18 protein-coding genes are annotated in these 16,246 nt (G+C 65.1%); 7 read left to right on the top strand and 11 right to left on the bottom strand.

Translation table 11 applies throughout. The features are described from left to right. Window positions 1–65: 65 nt before the first annotated feature. The 7 genes from KM031_RS17040 to KM031_RS17010 form a co-directional block, all read right to left on the bottom strand. Window positions 66–413: a cupin domain-containing protein gene (locus tag KM031_RS17040; RefSeq protein ID WP_215505307.1), complete on the bottom strand. Its 348-nt coding sequence runs from the start codon at window positions 411–413 to the stop codon at window positions 66–68. An 8-nt stretch (window positions 414–421) separates the two neighbouring features. Continuing rightward, window positions 422–1,174 carry an HpcH/HpaI aldolase family protein gene (locus KM031_RS17035; protein WP_215505308.1) on the bottom strand — a complete coding sequence of 251 codons (753 nt, stop codon included), beginning with the start codon at window positions 1,172–1,174 and terminating at the stop codon, window positions 422–424. Further along, window positions 1,171–2,091, bottom strand: coding sequence for a DUF6282 family protein (locus KM031_RS17030; RefSeq protein ID WP_215505309.1), 921 nt, complete (start codon window positions 2,089–2,091; stop codon window positions 1,171–1,173). The genes KM031_RS17035 and KM031_RS17030 overlap by 4 nt, the downstream gene beginning before the upstream one ends. A gap of 5 nt (window positions 2,092–2,096) precedes the next feature. Beyond that, complete coding sequence (locus KM031_RS17025; protein WP_215505310.1) at window positions 2,097–3,161, bottom strand: beta/alpha barrel domain-containing protein; 1,065 nt, start codon at window positions 3,159–3,161, stop codon at window positions 2,097–2,099. Beyond that, on the bottom strand, window positions 3,161–4,444 hold the full coding sequence (locus KM031_RS17020) for a TRAP transporter large permease (RefSeq protein WP_215505311.1): 1,284 nt from the start codon (window positions 4,442–4,444) through the stop codon (window positions 3,161–3,163). The genes KM031_RS17025 and KM031_RS17020 overlap by 1 nt, the downstream gene beginning before the upstream one ends. Continuing rightward, the gene (locus tag KM031_RS17015) at window positions 4,441–4,935 is read right to left on the bottom strand and encodes a TRAP transporter small permease (protein ID WP_215505312.1); all 495 of its coding nucleotides are present in this window, start codon (window positions 4,933–4,935) and stop codon (window positions 4,441–4,443) included. Before KM031_RS17015 ends, KM031_RS17020 begins: the two co-directional genes overlap by 4 nt. A 66-nt stretch (window positions 4,936–5,001) precedes the next feature. Continuing rightward, window positions 5,002–5,994: a TRAP transporter substrate-binding protein gene (locus KM031_RS17010; protein ID WP_215505313.1), complete on the bottom strand. Its 993-nt coding sequence runs from the start codon at window positions 5,992–5,994 to the stop codon at window positions 5,002–5,004. Window positions 5,995–6,139: 145 nt separating this feature from the next. On the opposite strand from KM031_RS17010, the gene KM031_RS17005 reads away from it, so the two are divergent. Beyond that, on the top strand, window positions 6,140–6,910 hold the full coding sequence (locus KM031_RS17005) for an IclR family transcriptional regulator (RefSeq protein ID WP_215505314.1): 771 nt from the start codon (window positions 6,140–6,142) through the stop codon (window positions 6,908–6,910). Between the two features lie 7 nt (window positions 6,911–6,917). On the opposite strand, the gene KM031_RS17000 is transcribed toward KM031_RS17005, so the two are convergent. After that, entirely contained in the window at window positions 6,918–7,406 is a 489-nt protein-coding gene (locus KM031_RS17000) for a MarR family winged helix-turn-helix transcriptional regulator (RefSeq protein WP_215505315.1), read from the bottom strand. A gap of 55 nt (window positions 7,407–7,461) precedes the next feature. Next, window positions 7,462–8,088 (bottom strand): maleylacetoacetate isomerase, encoded by a 627-nt coding sequence (gene maiA, locus KM031_RS16995; RefSeq protein WP_215505316.1) that lies wholly within the window; start codon window positions 8,086–8,088, stop codon window positions 7,462–7,464. Between the two features lie 114 nt (window positions 8,089–8,202). Between maiA and hmgA the strand changes: the two genes are divergently transcribed. The 5 genes from hmgA to KM031_RS16970 are packed head-to-tail and all read left to right on the top strand — an operon-like array spanning window position 8,203 to window position 13,657. Beyond that, window positions 8,203–9,564, top strand: coding sequence for a homogentisate 1,2-dioxygenase (gene hmgA / locus KM031_RS16990; RefSeq protein ID WP_215505317.1), 1,362 nt, complete (start codon window positions 8,203–8,205; stop codon window positions 9,562–9,564). Window positions 9,565–9,624: 60 nt separating this feature from the next. Next, window positions 9,625–10,875, top strand: a complete 1,251-nt coding sequence (fahA, locus tag KM031_RS16985; protein WP_215505318.1) for a fumarylacetoacetase — start codon at window positions 9,625–9,627, stop codon at window positions 10,873–10,875. A 1-nt stretch (window position 10,876) separates the two neighbouring features. Next, complete coding sequence (locus KM031_RS16980; RefSeq protein ID WP_215505319.1) at window positions 10,877–11,827, top strand: MBL fold metallo-hydrolase; 951 nt, start codon at window positions 10,877–10,879, stop codon at window positions 11,825–11,827. Between the two features lie 22 nt (window positions 11,828–11,849). Next, on the top strand, window positions 11,850–13,466 hold the full coding sequence (locus KM031_RS16975; RefSeq protein WP_215505320.1) for an FAD-dependent oxidoreductase: 1,617 nt from the start codon (window positions 11,850–11,852) through the stop codon (window positions 13,464–13,466). Between the two features lie 2 nt (window positions 13,467–13,468). Then, complete coding sequence (locus KM031_RS16970) at window positions 13,469–13,657, top strand: DUF2783 domain-containing protein (RefSeq protein ID WP_215505321.1); 189 nt, start codon at window positions 13,469–13,471, stop codon at window positions 13,655–13,657. A 59-nt stretch (window positions 13,658–13,716) separates the two neighbouring features. Here KM031_RS16970 and hppD read toward each other — a convergent pair whose 3' ends face one another. Continuing rightward, a complete protein-coding gene (hppD, locus tag KM031_RS16965; protein ID WP_215505322.1) occupies window positions 13,717–14,811 on the bottom strand; it encodes a 4-hydroxyphenylpyruvate dioxygenase in 1,095 nt (364 codons plus the stop codon). A 132-nt stretch (window positions 14,812–14,943) separates the two neighbouring features. On the opposite strand from hppD, the gene KM031_RS16960 reads away from it, so the two are divergent. Further along, window positions 14,944–15,396 carry an Lrp/AsnC family transcriptional regulator gene (locus KM031_RS16960; protein ID WP_215505323.1) on the top strand — a complete coding sequence of 151 codons (453 nt, stop codon included), beginning with the start codon at window positions 14,944–14,946 and terminating at the stop codon, window positions 15,394–15,396. A 22-nt stretch (window positions 15,397–15,418) separates the two neighbouring features. On the opposite strand, the gene KM031_RS16955 is transcribed toward KM031_RS16960, so the two are convergent. After that, window positions 15,419–16,210, bottom strand: a complete 792-nt coding sequence (locus KM031_RS16955; RefSeq protein ID WP_215505324.1) for an MBL fold metallo-hydrolase — start codon at window positions 16,208–16,210, stop codon at window positions 15,419–15,421. Window positions 16,211–16,246 lie beyond the last annotated feature (36 nt).

The following is a 16,246-nucleotide window of genomic DNA, read 5'->3' as shown; positions in this document are numbered from 1 at the left end:
CCGTCATGCCAAGGCACCGCCCATAGGCGTGTGATCTGGCGCATTTCAGATATTTTCTGGTCCCGTCAGCCGGTCGGCAGGGCCGCATATTCCGGGCGGGCCGGGGTGAATACATCGAGGTTGATCACCTCCTGATCCCCGACCACGACCGCGTGGTGCAGCACATTCGGCGGGATCACCGCAATGCCGCCCGGCCCCAGCCGCAGCACCGTCTCCCCGATGTGAAAATCGGCCACGCCTGACACGATATAGGCAATCTGTTCGTTGACATGGCGATGCGGCTTCGGCTCGTGCCCCGGTTGCAGCCGGTGCAAGGCGATGGTCGCCCCGGTGCCCGAGAACGCCTTCTGCTCCACCCCCGGCCGGATGGTCTTCCACTCCAGTGCCGACCAGTCGATCTGATGAACCTGCATGTTTGCTCCTATCCTGCGCGTCCGGTGGCCATCAGCCGCCGCGCGCCCTGCATCAAAAGTCCCTGATCCGATCCGCAGACGAACACGCTGATACCGCGTGCCGCCCAGGGGCCGATCTGCGCGGCATCGGTCACGAACAGCCCCGCCGCCTTGCCCGCCCGGCGCGCCGCCTCGGCCACCTGCAGGATCGCCGCCTCCAGCGCGGGCGCATCGGGCGCGCAGCCCAGCGACAGCGCCAGATCGGCAGGCCCCACGAACAGCACATCCACCTCCGGCACCGCAGCGATGGCATCCAGCTGCGCCAGCGCCGCCGCATCCTCGATCTGCGTCAGGATCACCGAGGCCGCATCGGCCTGCCTGCGATAGTCGGCCGCCGGAACGGTGCCATAGCCCCCCGCCCGCCCCGAGGGCGAAAAGCCGCGCTGCCCCCGCGCATACTTCACCGCATCGGCCACCTGCCCCGCCTCTTCGGCGGTGCGGACATGCGGCACCATCACGCCGGTGCAGCCGATGTCCAGCGCGGGCCAGATCGCCGGGGCCGCGCCATGGCTGGCCCGGATCAGGACCGGCAGCCCCACCGCCCGCCCCGCCAGCGCAATCAGATCCAGCGTGGCAAGATCGACCGGCGCGTGTTCCTGATCGGCCACGATGAAATCCAGCCCCGCCAGCCCCAGCAACTCGGCCACTTGTGGGCTGGGGGTTTTCAGAAAACACCCCACCAGCCGGTCGCCGCGCAGGATCCGTGCCCGCAGATCGGTCATTGCAGCCCCGCCAGTGTGGCCGCCGTTGTCGTGGTCATCTGCCGCACCTCGGCATCGGTATAGCCCAGCCGCAACAGCAACTCGATCATCTGGCGCATCCCTTCAACCGGCGTCGGGTTGTTGCGCTGGCCCAGATCCGATCCGAAGAAGGTGTTCTCCACCCCCGCCGCCGCAATCACCGCTTTCAGGTGATCGTCGTCGAACAGATGGAAGGTCGAGGGCACGAACATGCAGATCGAATGTTCCATCTTCACGCCCATGCGCACCAGCGACGCCACATCCTCCATCGTGCCATCGTTGACATAGGTCGGATGGTTCAGGAACAGCCGCGTCACGCCGCGCGCCTTCGCCTCTTCATAAAAGGGGAAACACTCGCTGATATGGTGGTGCCCGGCAGACACAACGGCATCCGCTTCGGCAATCAGATCAAGGATCAGCTTCACCGCGTCATGCACCACGCCCGCGTCATTGATCAGCGTGGCCGGAATCGCCGTCACGGTCTTTTTGGAATTCACCGGAAACTTGTTCTTGAAATCCGCCTCTTTCGCCTCGTGGTCCATGTGGTTTTTCGCATGGGCCGTGGCCATCCAGACGACTTTCGCCCCCTGTTTCAGCGCATAATCCACCGCCGAAGGGTTCAGCCCGCCCACCGGATTGTTGAGCACGATGGCCCCCAGCGCCTCGGTTTTCAGCCCGAGGTTGGTGTTCATCAGGGTGGTCACCGGCATCGTCGGATAATAGTGATCCTTGATCAGGATGGCGCGCATTCCAGCCGCATCCGCCGCGCGCAGCACCTCCATATGGTCCACCTTGCGCGGGTGTAGCGAGGGGCCGGAATGGATGTGCAGATCCACCGCCCCCTGCATCAGCGCGGTCACGCGGTCGGCAAGCGCCGGGTCATACTGAAAATCAGCCATGGGATTTACTCCGTTTCCGCCGCTGGCAGCGGCGCGGGGATGAATTGACGCCAATGCTCTGCAAGCACGGGCATATCGGCAAAGCGTTTGCGGGTGTCGGCGGCCCGGCCGATCAGCGCGGCCACCGTCAGGTTCCGGGCGGTGCAATAGGCATCCAGCGCCGCCACCGCCTCGGTGATCACCGGCCAGCCGCGCAGCATCACCTCGGAGGACAGACCGACAGCCGAGGCCCCGGCCAGCAGCATCCGCGCCACATCCTGGCCGTTGGTGGCCCCGTTGATGCCGATCAGCGCCGGGTCCGGCCCAAGCGCCGCGCGGGTTGCGGCCAGCCAGTGACAGGTCAGCGGCAGGTTCCACCAGCCGCCGATGCCGCAGCTTGTGCCCAGCACCGGCTGCATCGTGTCCAGATCCGGCAGCATCCCCAGCGCGCGGCCCGCCATCACCACGCTTTCAGCGCCGGCCCCGAAGGCGGCGGCGGCCAGATCGGGCACCCGCTCGCTTTGCCCGGTGATCTTGACCCAGACCGGGATCTCCAGCGCCTGCACCATCATTGCGGTCAGCGCCGCCACCCGTTCGGGTGACAATTCGGTGGCCACCGCCCCCTTGGCCGCCTGCGAGGCATAGGGCGTGCCGATGTTGAACTCCAGCACGCGCAGCCCCGCCGCCTGCACCGACCGCGCCATCTGCACGGCGGGTTCGGGCGCGGCGAGGATCAGCGACGGCACATACAGACAGTCATGCGCCGCCGCGAACTCCGCCATCGCCACACATTGCGCCAGCCAGGCGTCAAACCCCAGCGGGCTCAGGCCCGACCGGGTCAGGATGGTGGCGCGGGGCGCATCCGGCCCCCAGAGCACCGGCTGCCAGTCCGGCCCCAGCGCCACATATTCGGCGCGCGTCAGCTGATCCTTTGCCGCGTCGGATTCGTTGGTGGATTTGCCCACCACCGCCCCGGCCCCGGCCAGAATGGCCGACCGGATGCCCGCCGCATCCATCAGATGTTCGCCCGCCGCCGCGATCACCGGGTTTTTCAACCGCAGCCGCCCGATCCGTGTCGACAGATCCGCCATCACGCCCCCCCGTTCAACAGGCGCGGCAGGAACAGCACGATGTCGGGGAACACCGAAATCAGGCCAAGGATCACCAGCGCCAGCCCGATCATCGGCAGGGCCTTGACGGCAATCTTTTCCATCGGCCGCCCGGTGACAGAGGCGATGACGAACAGGCACAGACCCACCGGCGGCGTGACAAAGCCGATCAGCACGTTGAACACCACCATCACCCCCAGATGCACCGGGTCCATGCCCAGCGTGGTGCCGATGGCGGTCAGGGCGGGCACGGTCAGGATCAGGATGCCGATGGTGTCGAGGAACATGCCGAGGATCAGCAGGATGATATTGACCATCAGCAGGATCAGATAGGGGTTGTCGGTCAGGCTGGTCAGACCGGCCACCGCATGCTGCGGCAATTGCTCGATGGCAAAGATGAAGGCTGCGATATTGGCCATCGCAATCAGCACATATATGGCCGAGGTGATGATCGCCGTATTCAGCAGCGCCCGCCGCAGGAAGGGCCAGGTCAGCGCGCGGTAGATCAGCCCGGAAACGAGCAGCGCATAGATCGCGGCCACCGCCGCCGCCTCGGTTGCGGTGAACACACCGCCCCGGATGCCGACGATGATGATCACCGGCAGCATGAGCACCGGCCCGGCATAGACAAAGCCCAGACCGATCTCGCGCAGCGATTGCGGTGCGGCGCGCGGATACTGGTGTTTATGGGCGATGAAGATGGCATAGGCCGACAGCGCCACCGCCAGCATCACCCCCGGCACCACCCCGGCGATGAGCAGTTGCGAAATCGACGTGCCCGACAGCGCGCCATAGATGATCATCGCAATCGACGGCGGCACCAGCGGTGCCATCAGCGACGAAACGGCAATCAGCGCCGCCGAATAATCCACGTCATAGCCTTGCCGCTTCATGTCGGGCACCATCACCGTGCCAAGCGCCGCCGCATCCGCCGCCGCCGATCCGCTGACCCCGCCGAACAGGAAGGCCCCCCAGACGGCGGTCAGCGACAGCCCGCCGCGAAACCGCCCGACCATGGAATTGGCCAGCCCGATCAGCCGCTGGGTCAGCCCGCCGACATCCATGATATTACCCGCCAGCACGAACAGCGGAATCGCCAGCAGCACAAAGTGATCCATGCCCGCCAGCATCCGCTGCGGCAGAACCAGCATGAACTGCGTCTGGCCGGTGGCCAGAAAATACCCCAGCGCCGAGACGCCCAGCACAAAGGCAATCGGCATCCCGATCAGCAGCAGGAACAGGAAGATGGAACCGAGCCAGATCATGCCAGCCCCCCGTCGCCATGCGGGTTGGCCTCGGATTTGACGCCGAACACCTCGACCAGCACGATATGCAGCGCCATCAGCGCCGCCCCGACCACAATCGCGCCATGCACCCAGAGCAGGCTCACATCCAGCGTGGTCGAGCTTTGCAGCCGGGTTTTCCAGGCAAAGATCGCGCCATACCAGCCGATCACTGCCAGAAAGCTCAGCATCAAAGCCGCCGACAGCAGATCACAGGCCCGCTGCATCCGCGGCGGCATCACGTTGACGGCAAAGCGCATCCCCATGAACTGCCGCTGCGAATAGGCCAGCCCGGACCCGATCATCACCAGCCACAGCATCGTGACGCGCATCAGCTCTTCCGACCAGACGAGCGAGGTGCCCGCCACATAGCGGAACCACACCTGCGCGCCCCCCAGCACCAGCACAAGGGCGATGCCCGCAATACACAGGCTTTCCGCCGCGCGCAGATAACTGCGCCATATCAATGTCATGTCCATACCCTCCCATGGGCCGCGCAGGCCGGGGGCTGACCCCCGGCGGCACGTCAGTTGTCGGCGTCAGTTCTGGGTCGGGCTGAGGCTGGCGGCTTCATCGACAAAGGCGGCAATCCGCGGATCGGCGGCCTTGTAGGCCTCGACCACCGGGGCCGTGGCGGCGCGGAAGGCGGCCAGAAACTCGGCCGACGGTTCTACCACCGGCACCTTCAGCTCGGCCAGATGCGCCTTGACGGTTTCATCCAGCGCCGCCACGGCCATCACCTGCGGTTCGGTGATTTCGGCGGCGGCATCGCGCATCGCCTTTTGCTGTTCGGGGGTCAGCCCCTCGAAGATGCCCTTGTTGATCAGCAGGAAGCTGGGCCAGAAGTAATGCCCGGTCAGCGTGACGCCGCCCGCAACCTCGTAGTATTTTTCGGATTCGATCGAGGTCAGGTTGATTTCAACCGCATCCAGCGTGCCGGTTTCCAGCGCCGAATACACCTCGCCATAGGCCATCGGCGTCGGGTTCACCCCGGCAGCGGCCCAGACATCCAGAAACAGCTTCACCGGCGCCACGCGGGTTTTCAGCCCGGTCAGGCTTTCCATGCTGGTGACCGGCTCTTTCACCGTCAGGAAGTGCCGTTGCCCGCCGTCATAAAGGCCAAGCGCCACCATGTCGTGATTGGCGACGGTATCCATGATCGCCCGCGCCGGGGCCGACAGCGCCAGTTTGGCGAAACCGGCATAATCCGGGATCACCCCCGGCAGCTGGAACGCATCAATCGACGGCTCCAGCGTGGCGAGCGCCGAAGATGAATTGACCGTCATGTCGACCGTGCCGAACTGAACCCCCTCCATCAGCTCTTTCACATCGCCCAGCTGACGCGCCGGAAAGATGTTGATCGTCACATCGCCCCCCGACAACCGCTCCACCGCTTCCTTGAAGCGCACGGCGGTATCGTGGTTCGGATGCGCCTCGAACACGGCATGTCCAAGTCGCAGGGTCACCGGCTCGGCCCAGGCCATCGTGGTGGTGCCGATCAGCAGGGCTGCAAGCGCAACTGTCTTTTTCATCGAATCTCTTCCCTCCCATCGTTCTCTCTAAAAGAACGCTGTTCTCTATAATGTCGATTTGCTATAGTTTGTCAATGACAGCACGGATAACCGGCGACGCCGTCGGAAACTCCGGGCAAAACGGAATTCAGAAAGGGTGGAACCGATGGCAGCTGTTGAAGGGGTGAAGGCGGCAGATCTGTGTCTGCGAATCCTGGAATATGTGGCGTTTGAACCTGAACCCGCAGGCGTGACACAGATCGCGGAGTTTGCGGGCATCGCCAAAAGCGCCGCGTTCAAACATCTGCAAACCCTGATCGACCATGGGTTTGTGGTGCAGGACACGGCGACTACCCGCTATCGGCTTGGCCCCAAAAGCTGGCTGCTCAGCCGGCACGCGCAAAGCCTTGATGATATTGCCGCCGTGGCGCTGCCGCTGATGCTGGCCGCCCGCAATGCGCTTGGCGTGGCGGTGGTGCTGTCGGCACCGACACCGCAGTCGGCCTTTGTGCTGTCAACCGTTGCCAGCAACCAGCAGATCGAGATCGGGGTCAAGCCGGGCAGCCAGCTGTCGCTGCATGCCTCGGCGCAGGGCAAGGTGTTTCTGGCCTTCGGCGCGCCGGAGCTGATGCAAAAGCTGCGGCAAGGCCCGCTGCCCCGCATCACACCGCGCACGATCACCGATCCCGCCGCACTGGCCGCCGAACTGCCGCTGATCCGGCAGCGCGGCTATGCCACGGCGCCCGAACAATCCTTGCTGGGGGTGAATGCCATTGCCGCCCCGGTCTATAATTACGACAATACGCTGATCGGCAGCGTGGGCCTGATCGGGTCGGTGCAGCATATTCTGGATGACCCGCAGCCAGAACTGGTGGCGCGGCTGTGTCAGTTGACGGCCGATATTTCGGCGGCCCTCGGCCATCGCGCCACGGGGTGAACCGCCCTCAGGCCTCGTCGGTCAGCCGCGCGCCCTGCGCGATCAGGCGGCGCAGCACCGCGTCCAGTTGCCCCGCCAGATCGGGGCCAAGCTCGGCGCGCAGGTCGCGATCATAAAGGATGGCCTGGCGCCCCAGATCGGCAAACACCGCCTGCCCCGCCTCGGTCAGCGACAGGATCTCGGCCCGCCGGTCCTGCGGGCTGGGCGCACGCGCCAGCAGCCCATCTTCGGCCAGCGCCGCCACCGCCCGGCTGACCTTGGTTTTTTCGATATGAGAAATGGCGCAGATGTCGCGCGCGGTCATGGCCCCGAACCGGCCCAGATTGGCCATCACCCGCCATTGCGTGCGCGTCATGCCATAGGCGGATTTATAGGTGGCGTGAAAGGATTTCGACGTGGCCTCGGCGGCCTGATTCAACAGATAGGGCAGAAACCCGTCCAGATCGAAATCCTCTTGCCCGCCTGCGGCATCCCCGTCTGTTGCGTCGCCCTGCATTGCCCCGATCCGTGTCAAAACCTCTGCCAGACCCTGCCATAGCCGCGCGGCCAAGTCACCCCGCAGGCTGAACCCGGTCGGGATGGGCGGCGGCAAAGGCGGGCAGCGCCTCGGCCCGTGCCGCAATCGCCGCAACCTGCGGGAAGGCCGCCAGATCCACGCCCCAGCGGCGGGCGTTATAGACCTGCGGCACCAGACAGATATCGGCCATGCCGATCTGATCGCCATGGCAGAACAGGCCCGTCCCGCCCTGCGCCAGCAGCCCCTCCACCCCGTCCAGCCCCAGCCTGATGAAATGCTGCATCCAGCCTTCCATCGTCACCGCCCCGCCAAGACCGACAGCATGGCGTGCCACGCGCAGATTGCAGACCGGGTGAATATCCATCGCAATCGCATAAGACAGCGCCCGCACCCGCGCCCGCGCGCCCGGCTCTTGCGGCAGAAAGCCCGCTGCGCGGGTCTCGTCCAGATATTCGAGTATGGCGAGCGATTGCGTCAGCATCCGCCCGTCGATCTCCAGTGCGGGCACCAGCCCCTGCGGATTGCGCGCCAGATGGTCCGCGCTGCGCTGTTCGCCCGCCAGCAGATCGACCGCGTGGCGCTGATAGTCCAGCCCGAGCAGATTGAGCGCGATGCGCAGCCGATAGCCCGCCGAGGAGCGCCAGTAGTCATGCAGGATCATCTTCGCCCTCTTCACCGGAATATTGGTTTCAGATGCAACTTTATCTTGACTTGGTTGCATACGCAACTATTAATCCGACTCACAAGGCCGCGACCGGCCCGAGGAGGAGGACAGATGACCGCCCATTCGCTTCCCGCCGACATGATCCGTGCGCCGTCCCTGGCCGGGCCGCACGCAGGCTATATGCCGGGCTTTGGCAATGATTTTGAAACCGAGGCGCTCCCGGGCGCGCTGCCGCAGGGCATGAACAGCCCGCAGAAGTGCAATTACGGCCTTTATGGCGAACAGCTGTCGGGCACCGCCTTCACCGCGCCCAGCCATGAGAACGAACGGACATGGTGCTATCGCATCCGTCCTTCGGTGCAGCACACCCACCGCTTCACCAAGATCGACATGCCGCATTGGAAATCGGCACCCTGCATCGACCCTGATATCCTCAGCCTCGGCCAATACCGCTGGGATCCGCTGCCAATACCGGATCAGCCGCTGACCTGGATCACCGGCATGCGGACGATGACCACGGCGGGCGATGTGAACACGCAGGTCGGCATGGCGAGCCATGTCTATCTGGTGACGCAATCCATGCAGGACGCCTATTTCTTTTCGGCCGACAGCGAATTGCTGGTGGTGCCGCAGGAAGGCCGGTTGCGGTTCTGCACCGAACTGGGCGTGATTGATCTGGAACCGAAAGAGATCGCCATCCTGCCGCGCGGGCTGGTCTACCGGGTCGAGGTGCTGGAAGGCCCGGCGCGGGGCTTTGTCTGCGAGAATTACGGCCAGAAATTCACTCTGCCGGGGCGTGGGCCGATCGGGGCCAATTGCATGGCCAACCCGCGCGACTTCAAGACGCCGGTGGCGGCCTTCGAGGATCGTGAAGTGCCCTCGACCGTCACCGTCAAATGGTGCGGCCAGTTCCACGAAACCCGGATCGGCCACAGCCCGCTGGATGTGGTGGCCTGGCATGGCAATTACGCGCCCTGCAAATATGACATGCGGACCTATTGCCCGGTCGGCGCGATCCTGTTCGATCACCCCGATCCCAGCATCTTCACCGTGCTGACCGCGCCCAGCGGCATCGAAGGCACGGCGAATATCGACTTCGTGCTGTTCCGCGAGCGCTGGATGGTGGCCGAGAACACCTTCCGCCCGCCGTGGTATCATAAGAACGTCATGTCGGAGCTGATGGGCAATATCTATGGCCAGTATGATGCCAAACCACAAGGCTTTGTGCCCGGCGGCATGAGCCTGCACAATTGCATGTTGCCGCACGGGCCGGACAAGACCGCCTTCGAGGGCGCCTCCAACGCCGAACTGAAGGCGGAAAAGCTGAGCGACACCATGAGCTTCATGTTCGAAACCCGCTTTCCGCAGCACCTGACCCCCTTTGCCGCGCAGGCCGGGCATTTGCAGGAAGATTACATCGACTGCTGGGGCAGCCTTGTGAAGAAATTCGACGGCACGCCCGGGGTGAAATGACGGCGGCGGGGGCCAGCCCCCGCACCCCCGGGATATTTGGACCAAGATGAAGGATAAACGATGGCTTTGATCCGCAGCTGGGTGGAAAGCGCGAATGCGCCGGAAGGCCCCTTTCCGCTGAACAATCTGCCCTGCGGGGTGTTTTCGCGGCCTGATGAGGAGCCGCGCTGTGGCATGGCGATTGGCGATTTCGTGCTGGATCTGGCGGGGCTGGAGGCCGAAGGTCTGATTGCGCTGTCGGGCGGCCCGCTGCTGGATGTGCCGTTCTGGAACGAGGTGATGGCGGCGGGGCCGCAGGTCTGGGCCGATCTGCGGGCGCAGGTGACGCGGCTTTTGGCTGAGGGGGGGGGCCGCATGGCTGCGCCCTATCTGGTGCCCCGCGCTGAGGTAGAGCTGCATCTGCCGTTTCTGGTCAGCGAATATACCGATTTCTATGCCGGGCGGCATCATGCCACCAATGTCGGCACCATGTTCCGGGGCGCGGACAACGCGCTGCCGCCGAACTGGCTGCATATTCCCATCGGTTATAATGGCCGGGCGTCCTCGGTCGTGGTGTCGGGCACCGAGGTGCGCCGCCCCTGGGGGCAGCTGAAGGGGCCGGAGGATGCAGCGCCGCGCTTTGCGCCCTCGGCCCGGTTTGACATCGAGCTGGAGCTGGGCGCTGTGGTCGGGACGCCATCGCAGGGGCCGGTGACGGTGGCCGAGGCCGATGCGATGATCTTTGGCTATGTGCTGTTGAACGATTGGTCGGCGCGCGACATTCAGGCCTGGGAATATCAGCCGCTCGGGCCGTTTCAGGCCAAGGCGACGGCCACCACGATCAGCCCCTGGGTGGTGATGAGCGCCGCGCTGGAGCCGTTCCGCGTAGCAGGGCCGCCGCGCGACGTGCCGCTGCTACCGTATCTGCAGGAGCCCGGCCCGATGCTCTATGACATCGCGCTGGAGGTGGCGCTGCGCCCCGAAGGCGGCGCCGAAACCGTGATCAGCCGGACCAATGCGGCTGAGCTCTATTATTCCGCCGCCCAGCAACTGGCGCATCACAGCAGTTGCGGCTGTCCGATGACCACGGGCGATCTGTTGGGATCGGGCACAATTTCAGGGCCGACCAAGGACAGCCGTGGTTCGCTGCTGGAGCTGAGCTGGGGCGGGAAAGAGCCCTTTGCCATCGCAGGGGGCAGCCGCAGCTTCATTGAAGACAATGACACGCTCACCCTGCGCGGTATGGCGCGGGGCGATGGATACAGCCTCGGGTTTGGCGATTGCACGGGCAAGGTGATCCCGGCGCTGGCCGACCCCTACAAAAGGACCTGACATGACCAAGGCATTCGCATCGCAGGGCGACCTGTCGGAAAAGACCATCAGCTTTACCGAGGTGGGCGACGGGCTTTACGCCTTCACCGCCGAGGGCGACCCGAACAGCGGCGTCATCATCGGCGATGACAGCGTGATGGTGGTGGAGGCGCAGGCCACGCCGCGTCTGGCGCAAAAGGTGATCGACTGCATCCGCAGCGTCACCGACAAGCCGATCAGCCATGTGGTGCTGACCCATTACCATGCGGTGCGGGTGCTGGGGGCCTCGGCCTTTGGCGCGCCGCAGATCATCATGTCGGAAGCGGCGCGCAATATGGTCGCCGAACGTGGGCAGGAGGATTGGGACAGCGAGTTCCAGCGCTTCCCCCGCCTGTTCCAAGGGCATGAATCGATCCCCGGCCTGACCTGGCCCACCACCACCTTCACCGGCAGGATGAGCGTGTTTCTGGGCCATCGCCGCGTGGACATCCTGCAACTGGGCCGCGCCCATACCGCAGGCGATGCGGTGATCCATGTGCCCGATGCCAATGTGATGTTCACCGGCGATATCGTGGAGGCCCATTCGGCCTGCTATTGCGGCGACGGGCATTTTGCCGATTGGGGCGCCACGCTGGAGGCGATCCGCACCTATGATCTGGATGCCATCGCGCCGGGCCGGGGCGATGCCGTGCTGGGCCGCGCGGCGGTGAATGCCGCACTCGACCGCACCAAGGATTTTGTCGAAAGCACCTATCGCCCGGTCGCCCGCGTCGCTGCCCGCAACGGCACCCTGCGCGAAGCCTGGGACGCCTGCCGTGCGGAATGTGATCCGAAGTTCAAGGATTACGCGATTTACGAGCATTGCCTGCCGTTCAACGTGGCCCGCGCCTATGACGAGGCGCGCGGCATCAGCCACCCCCGCATCTGGACCGCCGCGCGTGATCTGGAAATGTGGGCAGCACTTCAGGGCTGAGCCCAGCCGGAGGGAGGACAAGATGAATGATCACGTCGGGGAACGCTACAAGCTGGCGTTCCGCCTTTACCCCTATGTCAGATCCCCCGATCAGGCCGCCGCCACGCCGGTGCGCCATCCGGTGGTGATCGTGGGCGGCGGGCCGGTCGGTCTGGCCACAGCGCTGGATCTGGGCCTGCGCGGTGTCCCGGTGCTGGTGCTGGATGACCATGAGGGCGTCGGGCTGGGCAGTCGCGCGCTGTGTTTTGCCAAACGCACGCTGGAGATCTGCGACCGGCTGGGGGCCGCCGCCCCGATGCTGGCCAAGGGCGTGCAATGGAATGTCGGCAAGGTGTTTCACGACGACCGGCTGCTTTACGAGTTCAACCTGCTGCCCGAGGGCGGCCATGCCTTCCCCGCCTTCATCAATCTGCAACAGCCCTGGTTCGAGAAATTCCTGCATGACGCCATCGTCACCGCCCAGGCGGCAGGCACCCCGATCGAGATCCGGGGCCGCAACCGGGTGGATGCCGTCACCCCCGCCGCCGATCACGTTGGACTTGCGGTGATGACCCCCGATGGCCCCTATCGGCTGGAGGCCGACTGGCTGATCGCCTGCGACGGCGCGCGCAGCCCGCTGCGCAGCCTGCTGGGGCTGAGCTTCGATGGCCGGGTGTTCGAGGACAACTTCCTGATCGCCGATGTGAAGATGAAGGCCGATTTCCCGACCGAACGCTGGTTCTGGTTCGAGCCGCATTTCAAATCCGGTGCCTCGGCGCTGCTGCACAAACAGCCCGATGACATCTGGCGCATCGACTTTCAACTCGGCTGGAATATCGACCGCGAAAAGGAACTGGAGCCCGCCAATATCCGCGCCCGTGTCGATGCCATGCTGGGGCCGGATGTCTCCTACGAACTGGACTGGTGCTCGATCTACACCTTCCAGTGCCGCCGGATGGAGGCGTTCCGCCATGACCGCGTGCTGTTCGCGGGCGATGCGGCGCATCAGGTCTCGCCCTTCGGCGCGCGTGGCGCGAATTCCGGCCTTCAGGATGCCGACAATCTGGGCTGGAAACTGGCCGCCGTCCTGCAAGGCCACGCCCCTGACAGCCTGCTCGACAGCTATGCGGCGGAACGGGAACAGGCGGCGGATGAAAACATCCTCAATTCCACCCGCGCCACCGATTTCATCACCCCGAAAACCCCGGTGTCGCAGCTGTTCCGCAATGCGGTGCTGCATCTGGCCGAAACCCAGCCCTTCGCACGCAGCATCGTCAATTCCGGCCGGCTGTCGCTGCCCTGCACCTATGACGGATCGGCGCTGAACGGCCCGGATAGCGCGCAGATGCCCGCCCGCAGCCGCCCCGGCAGCCCCTGCCCCGATGCCCCGCTCGCAGAGGGCTGGCTGCTGCCCCGGCTCGCCCCCGGTTTCACCCTGCTGACCCTTGATGCCGAGGCCCCGCCCCAACATGTCGCCCATGGCCTGACCGTGCCGCGCATCGCCCTGACCGCCACACCGGAATTGCGCGACCGCTACCTCGGCACCGCCACCACCGCCGTCTACCTGATCCGCCCGGATCAGCACGTCGCCGCCCGCTGGACCGGCTATGACGCAGATTCCGTCACCGCCGCCCTCGCCCGCGCCCTTGGAAAGGCCTGATCATGCTGACCACCGCCCCCAATCTGCACCGGCCGGATGAAAGCTACGCCCGGCTGATCGCCACCCATGATGGCCTGACCGAGGCCGAAAGCCATGCGCTCAACGCCCGGCTGATCCTGATCCTGATGAACCATATCGGTGATCCGCAGGTGCTGGCACAAGCGATGGAACTGGCGCGCCACCCGTCCTAGATCACCTGGCGCAAATATCCTCGGGGGTGCGGGGGCAGACAGCCCCCGTCCTTTGGCGCTCAGCCCGCCTTCAGCACACCGCGATCAATCTGATCCTGCTCGATGCTTTCGAACAGCGCGCGGAAATTGCCTTCGCCAAAACCGTCATCACCCTTGCGCTGGATGAATTCGAAAAAGATCGGCCCGATCACGGTTTTCGAAAAGATCTGCAACAGGATGCGGGTCTCGCCGCCATCCACCACACCCTCGCCGTCGATCAGGATCCCGTGTTTCGCCATCTGGTCAATCGGCTCCTGATGGCCCGCCACGCGGGTTTTCGACAGCTCGTAATAGGCCATCGGCGGTTTCGGCATGAAGGTCAGCCCGCGTGCCGCAATCGCATCGGTGGCGCTGTAGATATCCTGGCTGCCCACCGCGATATGCTGGATGCCCTCGCCCTTGTAGCGTTTGAGGTATTCGACAATCTGCCCGGTCTCGCCCCGGTCTTCGTTGATCGGGATGCGGATGCGGCCACAGGGCGAGGTCAGCGCGCGGCTGAACAGGCCGGTGAACTTGCCCTCGATGTCAAAGAAGCGGATCTGGCGAAAGTTGAACAGTTTCCCGTAAAACTCAAACCAGGTGTCCATATTGCCGCGCTGCACATTATGGGTCAGGTGGTCCAGATAATGGAAGCCCACGCCCGCAGGCTTGGCGGCGGCAATGAAGTCGAAATCCGCATAGGGATGCGCGCCGTCGCCATAGGCATCGGTGAAATAGATCAGCGAGCCGCCGATGCCAAGGATCGCGGGCAGATCCAGCGTCTTGCCCGGCCCGTCATAGGGCGTGGCGCCATTCTGCACCGCATGGGCAAAGGCGTGCTGCGCATCGACCACGCGCCAGCCCATCGCGGGGGCGCAGGGGCCGTGCTGATCGACGAAATCGCGCGCATGGCTGCCCGGCTCGTCATTCAGGATATAGGTGATATCGCCCTGCTGCCACAGCTCGATGGCGCGGGTCTTGTGCCGCGCGGTCAGCGTATAGCCCATGCGGCCAAACAGGGCGCGCAGCTCCTCTGGGTTCGGATGCGCGAATTCGACAAATTCAAACCCATCTGTGCCCGCCGGGTTTTCGGCGCTGATGGTGGCGCGCGGTGCGCTGTGCGGAAACGGGCCCATGGTATCCTCCTCTGGCTTGGGGATCAGTGTGACACCGGATCGCGGCGCAATGTGCGCAAAGTTGAGCTTGTGTCCGGGTATTCATGCGCGTGATACTCATCATTACCCAAGATAACGCGAGAAACCCGCATCATGGATGAGATTGATTCCCGCCTGCTGGCCGAGGTGCAGAAACGCGCCGACATCACCGCACAGGATCTGGGCGCGGTGCTGAACCTGTCGCCCAGTCAGGCGGCGCGGCGTCGGCAGCGGCTGGAGGCCGAGGGCGTCATCCGCGGCTATGGCGCGCGGCTGGATCCGGGCAAGCTGGGGCTGACGGTGCAGGCCTTCGTGCAGGTGCAGATGGCCGCGCACAGCGCCGACAATGCGCGCAGCTTTGCCAGTCTGATGGCGCAACTGCCCGAGGTGGTCAGTTGCTGGACGATGACCGGCGAGGCCGATTATCTGCTGCGGGTCTGGTGCGCCGATCTGCCCGCGCTCAATGCGCTGATCCATCACCGGCTGCTGCCGCACCCCGCCGTGGCGCGGGTGCAAAGCCAGATCGTGATGGATCAGCCCAAGGTGGATGCTGGTCTGCCGGTCTAGTGCCAGCCCGACCGACACCGGATCAAAGCGCGATCCGCAGCCCGTCCTGCCCGATATGCAGCGGGCCCTGCCAATGCGCGGCCAGATGCCGGGCCCAGACCACTGGCCCGAAATCGGGATCATCCGACGGGATCAGGTGATGCAGCGCCAGCGCCTTGACCCCCGCCGCCCGGGCCAGCGCCGCCGCCTCATGCGCCAGCGTGTGCCCACGCTGCCAATGCGCCATCAGCCGCCCGTCGCCATTGCCGATGCGGGCCAGCAGCGGCACCAGACCTTCGGCCAGCATCGCCTCATGCACCAGCAGATCCGCCCCCGCCGCAAAGTCGGCCAAGGCTGGGTTGTGCGCGGTATCACCCGAAAACACCACCACCCTGCCCGCGCCTTCAAAGCGCAGGGCGAAGGTCTCGGTCAGCGGCGGGTGCAGCGATTGCCCCACCGCCAGCGCCAGCGCGCCGATCTGCACCCGGTCGCCCAACCGCAGCGGATACAGTTGCACCAGCCCGGCCAGATCGGGGCGCCCCTCTTCGTGGATGCGATAGGCGATGTCCGCCGCCATGCTGGCCAGAAACCCGTCCCAACAGGCCTGCAACCCGGCTGGCCCCCAGACCTGCACCGGGGTTTTCAGCCCGGCGGTCCAGGCGGTGTGGATCAGCGGCCCCAGTTCCAGATAATGATCGGAATGCAGATGGGTGATGACGATGGCCGACAGGTCTTTCAGCGCAAAGCCCTGATCGGCCAGTCCGCGCGTCACCCCCAGCCCGCAATCGACCACCACCTGCTGCCCCGCCAGCGACAGCAGTGAGGCCGTCGGCATGGGCGAACCCTTGCGGATCGCAGGCCCGCCCTTGGT

It is taken from the genome of Gemmobacter fulvus, assembly GCF_018798885.1.
Classification (GTDB): Bacteria; Pseudomonadota; Alphaproteobacteria; order Rhodobacterales; family Rhodobacteraceae; genus Gemmobacter; species Gemmobacter fulvus.
Note: the sequence above shows the minus strand (reverse complement) of the source record. Positions and strands in the feature narration are given on the sequence as shown.

Bases quoted from the DNA above. Each gene is read 5' to 3' on its own strand.
- KM031_RS16975 (WP_215505320.1), top strand. From the start codon at position 11,850: ATGAATGATCACGTCGGGGAACGCTACAAGCTGGCGTTCCGCCTTTAC.
- KM031_RS17005 (WP_215505314.1), top strand. From the start codon at position 6,140: ATGGCAGCTGTTGAAGGGGTGAAGGCGGCAGATCTGTGTCTGCGAATC.
- KM031_RS17020 (WP_215505311.1), bottom strand. From the start codon at position 4,444: ATGATCTGGCTCGGTTCCATCTTCCTGTTCCTGCTGCTGATCGGGATG.
- KM031_RS17030 (WP_215505309.1), bottom strand. From the start codon at position 2,091: ATGGCTGATTTTCAGTATGACCCGGCGCTTGCCGACCGCGTGACCGCG.
- KM031_RS16955 (WP_215505324.1), bottom strand. From the start codon at position 16,210: ATGCCGACGGCCTCACTGCTGTCGCTGGCGGGGCAGCAGGTGGTGGTC.
- KM031_RS17025 (WP_215505310.1), bottom strand. From the start codon at position 3,161: ATGGCGGATCTGTCGACACGGATCGGGCGGCTGCGGTTGAAAAACCCG.
- maiA (WP_215505316.1), bottom strand. From the start codon at position 8,088: ATGATCCTGCATGACTACTGGCGCTCCTCGGCGGGCTATCGGCTGCGC.
- KM031_RS16960 (WP_215505323.1), top strand. From the start codon at position 14,944: ATGGATGAGATTGATTCCCGCCTGCTGGCCGAGGTGCAGAAACGCGCC.
- hppD (WP_215505322.1), bottom strand. From the start codon at position 14,811: ATGGGCCCGTTTCCGCACAGCGCACCGCGCGCCACCATCAGCGCCGAA.
- KM031_RS17000 (WP_215505315.1), bottom strand. From the start codon at position 7,406: ATGCAGGGCGACGCAACAGACGGGGATGCCGCAGGCGGGCAAGAGGAT.
- KM031_RS17015 (WP_215505312.1), bottom strand. From the start codon at position 4,935: ATGACATTGATATGGCGCAGTTATCTGCGCGCGGCGGAAAGCCTGTGT.
- fahA (WP_215505318.1), top strand. From the start codon at position 9,625: ATGGCTTTGATCCGCAGCTGGGTGGAAAGCGCGAATGCGCCGGAAGGC.
- KM031_RS17040 (WP_215505307.1), bottom strand. From the start codon at position 413: ATGCAGGTTCATCAGATCGACTGGTCGGCACTGGAGTGGAAGACCATC.
- KM031_RS16980 (WP_215505319.1), top strand. From the start codon at position 10,877: ATGACCAAGGCATTCGCATCGCAGGGCGACCTGTCGGAAAAGACCATC.
- KM031_RS16970 (WP_215505321.1), top strand. From the start codon at position 13,469: ATGCTGACCACCGCCCCCAATCTGCACCGGCCGGATGAAAGCTACGCC.
- hmgA (WP_215505317.1), top strand. From the start codon at position 8,203: ATGACCGCCCATTCGCTTCCCGCCGACATGATCCGTGCGCCGTCCCTG.
- KM031_RS17010 (WP_215505313.1), bottom strand. From the start codon at position 5,994: ATGAAAAAGACAGTTGCGCTTGCAGCCCTGCTGATCGGCACCACCACG.
- KM031_RS17035 (WP_215505308.1), bottom strand. From the start codon at position 1,174: ATGACCGATCTGCGGGCACGGATCCTGCGCGGCGACCGGCTGGTGGGG.